Origin of the sequence: Paractinoplanes deccanensis, from assembly GCF_016862115.1 — a bacterium.
GTDB lineage: Bacteria > Actinomycetota > Actinomycetes > Mycobacteriales > Micromonosporaceae > Actinoplanes > Actinoplanes deccanensis.
This window is the reverse complement of record NZ_BOMI01000043.1, coordinates 55,265-63,550: the sequence shown is the minus strand read 5'-3', so window position 1 is coordinate 63,550 and position 8,286 is coordinate 55,265. Positions and strand designations below refer to the sequence as shown.

Below are 8,286 nucleotides of genomic sequence, written 5' to 3'. Positions count from 1 at the left end.
TCATCGAGGGGTGGGCTCCGCAGGTGGGTCGCTCGGGAGGCGAGGGCTCCGCAAGCGAGGGGGGCGAGGGCTCCGCAAGCGAGGGGAGGCGAGGACTCCGCAAGCGAGGGGAGGCGAGGACTCCGCAAGCGAGGGGGGCGAGGGCTCCGCAGGCGAGCCTCATCGAGGGGCGGGCTCCGCAGGCAGGCCGCTTCCGGACATGGGCTCCGCAGGCAGGCCGCTTCGAGGGGCGGCAAGCTCAACAGGCACCCACGCCGGACGAGCTCTACGAACGGGGAGCACCGTTCCCGCACGGCGAGGAGGACGACAGTGACAGGCTCGGAGGCATGCCGAAGACCATCGCCGAGAAGCTGCTGATCAAGCCGCATACCACCGTCTGGCTGTCGGATCCTGCGAATCTGCCCCTGCTTGCGCCGATGCCGGACGGCGTGCGGGAGGTTGACGTTCTGGCCGCGGCGAGCACGGCGGTGCTCTTCGTCGAGGACGCGGCGGGGGCGCGGGAGCGGCTTCGGCAGCATGCGGCCGATCTGGCGAAGCCGGCGGCGTTCTGGGTGGCCTATCCCAAGGGCAACATGGCCGATATCAACCGCGACAGCCTGTGGCCGATCGTCGCCGACTTCGACATGCGGCCGTGCGGTCAGGTCGCCATCGATGAGCGCTGGTCGGGTCTGCGGTTCCGCCCGAACCGCGACGGCGAGGGCCGCTTCACCGGCGGCAGACCGATCTGATCGGCGCGAAAGGGCCGGGAGAGGGCATCATCGCCCCAGCACAGACCCCCCATTCACATTGATGATCTGGCCGGTGACGTAGCGGCCACCCGGTCCCGCCAGCCACCGAACAGCCTCAGCGATGTCGTCCGGCTCCCCGGCCCGCTTGAGCAGCGTGACCCCGACCCGCTTCGCGTGGCCCTCGGGCGTCATCCGGCCGGCGAAGAACTCGCTGTCGGCCACGTAGCCGGGCGCGATCACGTTCGCGGTGATGCCGTTCTCGCCCAGCTCGGTGGCCAGGTCGAGGACGTAGCCGTGCAGGGCCGCCTTCGCCGCCGAATAGGGGCCGCCGCCACCCCGCTGGGCCGCGATCGAGCTGGTCAGGATGATGCGGCCGCCCGGCCGGCGCAGGGTGGGCAGCAGCGCCGTCGTCAGCAGGACCGCGGTGAGGACGTTCGACTCGAAGTTGGCGCGCCAGTGGGCGGCCACCTCGTCGAGCTTGGCGCCGCCGCCCGGGATGTAGGCGCCGGCGTTGTTCACGAGGACGTCCAGTGGGCGGTCGCCGACGGCGTCGACCACCGCGGAGATCTGCGCCGGGTCGGAGACGTCGGCGGTCACGGCGGAGGCTTGCGGCCCGATCCAGTCGACGGCCTCGGCGAGCACCTCCGCCCGCCGGCCCACGACGATCACGTCGTATCCCTCGCCGGCGAGCATGCCGGCCGTGGCCCGGCCGATGCCTGTACCGCCGCCGCTGACCACCGCAAGCCTCGACATGCCCCGACCCTATAGCGCGGCGACGGGGCGCCACGCGGCGAGTGCGACGACGGCCATCGCGGCTGCCGCCGTCCAGTAGGTCGCCACCAGGCCGTACGCGGAGGCTGTCGCGCCGCCCAGGAGGGAGCCGAGGGCCGCGCCGCCGAGCTCGAGGAAGGCGTACACGCTGGTGACCCGGGCGAACATCGAGGACGGGACGTCGCGCTGGCGGATGGTGGTGACCACGACGCCCCAGACGGTGGTGTGCGCGCCGAAGACGACGATCATCAGCGCGGCGATCGCGGGCTCGCGGGTCAGGGCCAGCGTGGCGTGCAGGGCCACCTCGATCAGCAGGCCGGCGCGCAGCAGCGTCGACGAGCCGAGCCGGCGGATCAGCGGGGGCGCGGCCAGGGTGCCGAGCAGGCCGCCCAGCGCGAAGGCGATCAGCAGCACGCCGTACCCGATCTCGGTCAGGCCCAGACGCTGATCGGCGTAGAGCACGAAGACGGCGAAGGCGGCGCAGAAGACGATGTTGCCGACGGCCATCGTCAGGGCCAGCGTGCGCAGCCCGCGGTGGCGGGACAGCCAGCGGATGCCCTCGGCGATGTCGGTGCGCAGCCGCGACGGTGGGCGCTTCTCCGGCGGCGGCACCGAGCGGATGGCCGCCACCAGGGCCGCGGAGAGGGCGAAGGTCAGGGCGTTGACGCCGAACGGGACGGCCGCGGCGATCACGAAGAGCCAGGCGCCCAGCGGCTTCGCGGCGAACTGGTTGACGACGTTGAAGGTCGCGTACAGCAGGGAGTTCGCGGTGGGCCGCCGGTCGGGTGCCACGAGGGCCGGGACGAAGGCGGACGAGGCGGTGTCGGCCAGCGTCTCGCCGGTGCCGAGCAGGAAGAACACCGCATAGATCAGGGGTACGGAGGCAGCGCCGCCCGCCACCGCGAGCGCGAGGGCGCACAGGGCCACGGCCCGCGCGAGGTTGACGGCGACGACCAGTTTGCGCCGGTCGAGGCGGTCCGCCCACGCGCCGCCGGCCAGGGCGAAGAGCAGCCACGGCAGCTGTTGCGCGAAGACGGCGCCGGCCACCGCGGCCGGGTCGCCGGTGATCGAGGCGACGAGCAGCGGGCCGGCCACCATGGTGATGCCGTCGCCGAGGTTGGTGACGGCGGACGACGTCCAGAGCTTCCAGAAGTCCGCGCCGAGCGGCGCGGCGAAAAGGGCACGCAAAGGTACTCCTCGGGCGATGGGAAACGGTCACGAGGACCGCCCCGCGGCGAGGAGGTGACGGCGCGGCGCCTAGCGGGCGGTCGCGGGTCCTCGCGGCGGGGCGGGGACCGTCACGGTGGTGAGTCGCATCTGAGCCCTCCGGAAGCCGGGACATCGGACGCCTCACGGTAACCGCCGGCCCCGGCCCGGCGCAGGCCCCGAATCCGGCATTCCGGGACGACGGACACCGGTTTCGCCGGACGGGCATCGGGCGGGCCGCCCCTCGGGTCACAATCGGCACATGGGGCGGACGGAGCGAAACGGACAGGACGATTCGCTTCGTATCGCCGGGCGGTATCGCCTCGTCGAGAAGCTCGGCAGCGGCGGCATGTCCGAGGTGTGGCGCGGCTTCGACGAGACGCTCGGGCGGCCGGTCGCGGTCAAGGTGCTGTCGCCCAAGATCTCCGAGGATCAGACGTTCCGCGACCGGCTGCGGCAGGAGGCGCTCGCGGCCGCCCGGTTGTGCCATCCGCACATCACCGGCATCTACGACTTCGGCGAGGCCCCGTTCGGCGATCAGGTGGCCGTTCCGTACGTCGTGATGGAGTTGAACGACGGCGAGTCGGTCGCGGCGCGGATCGCCCGGCAGGGCCCGCTGGAGTGGCGGGAGGCGGTCGGCGTCGCCGTCGAGGTGGCGTCGGCGCTGGCCACGGCGCACGCGCGCGGGGTGGTGCACCGCGACGTCACCCCGGCGAACGTGATGGTGACCGGCGCGGGCGCCAAGGTGGTCGACTTCGGCATCTCGGCGATCGTCGGCCAGCGCGACGCCGCACCCGACGGCAGCCTGCTCGGCACGCCCGCCTACCTGGCACCGGAACGGCTCGGCGGCTCCCAGGTCTCCGCGGCCACCGACGTCTACGCGCTCGGGCTGCTGCTCTACCGCTCGCTCACCGGCCGCCTGCCCTGGCCGGCGGAGACCACCGCCGACGCCCTGCGCGCCCACCTGTACGCCGATCCGGAGCCGCTGCCCGAGCCGCCGGACATGCCGCCGGCCGTGGCCGAGCTCTGCATGCGCTGCCTGTCCAAGGATCCCGAGGACCGCCCCGCCGCCGCGGAGGTGGCCCACGCCCTGGCCGCCACGGTCGGCCTTCAGCCGACCATCCCGCAACTCCCGCAGCGCGCTTCCGACGCTCCCGAGACGGTACGGGGTGCAGCCGCCGCCGTTCCCACAGCGCGCCCGGAGCCGGCCGGCGCAGCGGTCAAGGCCGGCGCCGACGGGCTGGGGCCGACCGGTCCGATCGAGCCGGCACGCGAGGCCCCGGTCCCCGACGTCCCGGCTGCGGCGCCACGTGCCGGCCTCGGACGGTCGTTGCTCGCCTATCTCGGGCTGCCCGGCGGCGGTCCCGGCCCCCGGCTCCCCGCGAAGGTGCTGCGCGTGCGCGTCGGCCTCAAGATCGGCGCGGCTCTCCGGCGGCATCCCCGCCCGCTGGGCGACGGCCTGTTCGCCGGTGGCGGCCCGCGGCCCGCGGACGTGCTCGGCGGCCACCGCGTCCGGGCCGGCGTGGCCACGCTCGCGGTCCTCGCGGCGGCCGGGGTCAGCTGGGCGACCACCCGGGACACCCCCGAGGTCGAAAAGGCCCAGGCGGCCGGCGCCGGAGTCGTCGCGGCCAGCCCGCAGATCCTCAGCTGCGCGGTCCGCTACCAGCTCAAGCACGACACAGGCAGCTCGTACGAGGCTCGCCTGACCGTGGCGACCGGCGACGAGCTCGCGCGCTCGCAGTGGCGGGTGCAGTTCTCGTACCCGGGCAGTCAGCGGCTCACCAGCGCGCCGAAGGCCGTCACGCAGAAGGGCAAGCGGGTCACCGCGCGCGGTAGCGGCAAGCTGCAAAGCTTCACGCTACGTGGCGAATATCGCGACTACAACCCGTTGCCCTTGTCCTTCACCCTGAACGACAAGAAGTGCCGCGCCGAGGTGCTGGGCAGCGCCCCCGCGAGCCGCCACGACCGCGCCCCCGCCGAGGACCGCCGCGACACCGACCAGGCCGAGGCCGTGGCCGCCGAGAAGTCGCACGGCCAGGGCGGCGGAACGAAACGGAACCGCCCGCCCCGCAGGAACGGCACACCCCAGAAGAAGGTCGGCGCGCCCGACCCCAAGCCCACGACCGCCGAGCCCACGCTGCCGCCGCCGGCCGCCCGCAAGGGCACGGGCTATTCGCAGGCGTAGCCGAGAAGCGCCGGGCTATCCGGCGAGCAGCTGATCGACCGGGGCGTAGTCGTCGGTCAGCACGCGGGCGCCGTCCACGAAGGCGTCCAGCTCCGCGCCCTCCAGCAGCGTCACCGGCTCCTTGGCCACGGCGGCCAGCCGGGTGCGGACCGCCGCCGACGGGAGCGGGCTCTTCGACGCCATGATGACGAAGTTGGAGCCCACCTCGCCGTCCAGCGCCTCCTGCGGGGCGATCACCGCCACGTGCGGGAAGGCCGCCGCGACCGTCGCGATCTCGGCTCGGATGAACCTGTCCGGCGGGTAGTCGATGACGTTCTGCACGTAGAGGCCCGCCGGCCGGGTCACCCGGGCGATGTCGGCCGCCATCTCGCGGGTGGCCAGGTGCCAGGGCACTACCAGGTAGCCGAACGCGTCGCCCACCACCAGGTCGTACGCCTCCGTCGCCTGCTCGGCCACCGCCACCCTCGCGTCGCCGACCCGCACCCGCAGGTCGGGGCCGGTCTCCAGGCCCAGCTTCTGCTTGTCGAGGTCGACCAGCCCGCCGTCCAGCTCCGCCACGAGCTGGGCGCTGCCGGGCCTCGTGGAGCGCAGGTAGGCCGGCATCGTGAACCCGCCGCCGCCGATGTGCAGCGCGTCGACCGGGCCGGCGGGCAGCACGTCGGCCGCCGCCGCGATCCACTGGATGTACGCGAACTCCAGGTTTCTCGGGTCGTTCAGGTCGACGTACGAGTGCCGCGCCGAGTTGAGGATCAGCGTCCGCCCGCCCGGCGTGGACGGGTCGGACTCCACCCGGGCGCAGTGGTACGCCGTCTCCACGTCGCACGGGCTCGGCGACGACGCGCCCAGGCCCGCGCCGACCAGCCCGACGGTGACCAGCACCGCCCGGGTGCGCGGCTTGCCGGGCAGCGCCGACGTCGACCGGAGCCACCACCACAGCACCCCGCCCGCCGCGGCCAGCAGCAGCGCGAGCGTCAGCACGATCCACGAGGACGGCATCGCGGCCACGAAGATGAACCCGGTCGCCAGGGTCGCCGTGATCGCGCCGAGCGTGCCGATACTGGACAGCCGGCCGACCACCGAGCCGGTCCGGTCGAGGTCGCTGAGCTGGAGCTTCACGACGAGCGGGCTGACCGCCGACAGGATGAACGCGGGCAGGAAGACCGCCAGCGCCGCGAGCAGGAGCACCGCCGGCGCCGCCCCGCCGCGCAGCAGCTCGCCGCCGTAGCGGACCAGCGGCAGCGTCACCGCCGTCCCGACGGCGCCCAGCAGCAGCGCCGGGGCGAGCAGCGAGCGCGGATCGTACCGGTCGGCGAGGCGTCCGCCGAGCCACGTCCCGTACGCGATGGCCGCGAGCGACACCCCGATGACCGAGCTGCTGACCTGGAGCGTCACGCCGACGTAGGGGCCGACCAGGCGCAGGGCAACGATCTCGAGGACGAGCACGGCGCCACTGGACCCGAAGACCAGGGCGGTGGCGAGACCGGACGGCAGGGCACGCGGCGGATTTCCCATCAGCCGGATGGTATCCGGCCGGGGATCAGAGCATCGACAGGTGGACGTGGTTGGTGTGCACGACGGACGGTCCGCCGCTCGCGCTGTAGCTCTTCCAGCCCGTTCCCGGCATCCAGATCTCTCGGTACCAGATCACGTACATCACGCCGAGCCGGTCGGCGTTCTTCACGAAGTACGCCGCGAGCCGGTCACCGTACGTCTTGTCGCCGCCGGTGGCCGCCACGTTCTTGAACGTGGACGCGTTGGCCGAGAAGTCGCAGGCGCGGCCCTTCGGATGCTCGCCGGAGGAGCGCTGGCTCCAGCACACCGTGTAGCGGGTGAAGCCGTCCGCGCGCGCCTCCTGATAGGCGTGCAGCGTGCGCGGCGTGAGGCAGCCCGTGCTCGTCGGGTCGTTGATCGTGCAGGACTCGTCGGGCCAGGAGCCGTCGGAGTTGCGCGGCGCCGGCTTGGCCGACGCCGAGCTCGCCGAGACGAAGCCGCCGGCCGTGGAGCCGCCGCCGACGCTGGCGAGCGCGAGCTCCGCCTCTTTCTTCTTCTTGGTCAGCGCGGCGACCTGCTTGGTCTGCTCGAGGACCTCTTTGTCGATGGCCGCCTTCGCCGCCTTGGCCTTGGCGAACGCGGCTCTGTACTGCGTCAGGATCTGGGCGTCGAGCTGGCCCATCATGTCGAGGCGCTCGATGCGCTCGAGGAAGATGTCGGGCGAGCTGCTGTCGAGCAGCATCGACATCGTGCTGGTGCGGCCGAGGCGGTACGAGCGGCTGGCGATCTCGTTGACCTGGCTCTCCATGGCCTTGGCGCTGGCCTCGGACTGCTTGACCGTGGCCTGGAGCTGCGCCTGGCGCGTCTTGGACGCCTTGAGCTTCTGGATCGCGGTGGCCTGGCCCTTGGCGGCGGACTCGAGCGCGCTGCGCAACGTCTTGCTGTCGCCCTCATCGGGGTCGGCGTGCGCCGCCCCGCCCGGCACGGTCAGCACGAGCGCGCACGCCACCAGGAGCATGGCGAGCCCAGCGCTGATCCGGCGTAGAGAAACCGCCGCCACGGATACCTCCCCTATCGTCAGCGCGGGGAACTTTACCGCGCTGCGCAAGGGATCGGCAGATCGTTCACGTGGCCGAGTAACCACCGTCGACGAAGAGTGTCTGGCCGGTCACGGCGACGGCAGCATCGCTTGCCAGGAAGACGGCACATGCCCCGAAATCGTCCGGTACGCCGTTTCTACCGATCATGGTGCGGGCCGCGTGCCTGGCGACCGTTGCCGGGTCCGAGAAGACCGGTTCGGTCAGTGGAGTGTGGACGACGCCGGGCGCGATCGCGTTGACGCACACGCCCCGCGGCGACCACGCCTCGGCCTGCGACCGGGTGAGCCCGACCAGGCCCGCCTTCGCCGCACCGTAGGCGCCGCTGTTCCCGTACGCCCGGAACGCCTGCTGCGAGACGACGTTGATGATGCGGCCCCAGCCGCGCTCGGCCATCAGCGGTCCGAAGGCCTGCCCGAGCAGGAACGGCGCCGTCAGGTTCGCGGCGAGGGTGACGTCCCAGTCGTCCTCGGTGAGCCGGTCCATCGGCGGGCGCCGGTTGACGGCCGCCGAGTTCACGAGCACGTCCGGGGCACCGTACCGCTCGATGATCTGAGCGGCGACGGTCGTGACCGCCTCGCGCACCGCGAGATCCGCCGAGATCGCGTCCGCCGAGACCCCGTGACCGCGCAGCTCGCCGACGGTCTCCTCCAGGGCCGCGACGCGGCGCGCGACCAGGATCACCCGGGCGCCGGCCCGGCCCAGGGCGACCGCCATGGCCCGCCCGATACCCGAGCTGCCACCGGTCACCACCGCGGTGCGCCCGTCAAGACCGAAGATCTCGTCGAGGTACGACGCCACGCGCGCT

At 73.0% G+C, this 8,286-nt stretch carries 7 protein-coding genes; 2 read left to right on the top strand and 5 right to left on the bottom strand.

Translation table 11 applies throughout. The features are described from left to right. The first annotated feature begins 326 nt into the window (after positions 1–326). A complete protein-coding gene (locus tag Ade02nite_RS12870) occupies positions 327–728 on the top strand; it encodes a hypothetical protein (RefSeq protein ID WP_203761842.1) in 402 nt (133 codons plus the stop codon). Between the two features lie 27 nt (positions 729–755). On the opposite strand, the gene Ade02nite_RS12865 is transcribed toward Ade02nite_RS12870, so the two are convergent. Together Ade02nite_RS12865 and Ade02nite_RS12860 are read right to left on the bottom strand one after the other, a co-directional pair. Further along, a complete protein-coding gene (locus Ade02nite_RS12865; protein WP_203761841.1) occupies positions 756–1,481 on the bottom strand; it encodes an SDR family NAD(P)-dependent oxidoreductase in 726 nt (241 codons plus the stop codon). Between the two features lie 9 nt (positions 1,482–1,490). Continuing rightward, positions 1,491–2,687: an MFS transporter gene (locus Ade02nite_RS12860; protein ID WP_203761840.1), complete on the bottom strand. Its 1,197-nt coding sequence runs from the start codon at positions 2,685–2,687 to the stop codon at positions 1,491–1,493. A gap of 280 nt (positions 2,688–2,967) precedes the next feature. Between Ade02nite_RS12860 and Ade02nite_RS12855 the strand changes: the two genes are divergently transcribed. Beyond that, a complete protein-coding gene (locus Ade02nite_RS12855) occupies positions 2,968–4,890 on the top strand; it encodes a serine/threonine-protein kinase (protein WP_203761839.1) in 1,923 nt (640 codons plus the stop codon). A 15-nt stretch (positions 4,891–4,905) separates the two neighbouring features. Here the strand turns inward: Ade02nite_RS12855 and Ade02nite_RS12850 are convergent, their stop codons facing one another. From Ade02nite_RS12850 to Ade02nite_RS12840, 3 genes are all read right to left on the bottom strand, one after another. Continuing rightward, positions 4,906–6,402 carry a fused MFS/spermidine synthase gene (locus Ade02nite_RS12850; RefSeq protein WP_203761838.1) on the bottom strand — a complete coding sequence of 499 codons (1,497 nt, stop codon included), beginning with the start codon at positions 6,400–6,402 and terminating at the stop codon, positions 4,906–4,908. A gap of 25 nt (positions 6,403–6,427) precedes the next feature. Beyond that, on the bottom strand, positions 6,428–7,441 hold the full coding sequence (locus Ade02nite_RS12845) for a coiled-coil domain-containing protein (protein WP_239168720.1): 1,014 nt from the start codon (positions 7,439–7,441) through the stop codon (positions 6,428–6,430). Positions 7,442–7,505: 64 nt separating this feature from the next. Beyond that, positions 7,506–8,279 (bottom strand): SDR family NAD(P)-dependent oxidoreductase, encoded by a 774-nt coding sequence (locus Ade02nite_RS12840; protein WP_203761837.1) that lies wholly within the window; start codon positions 8,277–8,279, stop codon positions 7,506–7,508. Between the last annotated feature and the right edge of the window lie 7 nt (positions 8,280–8,286).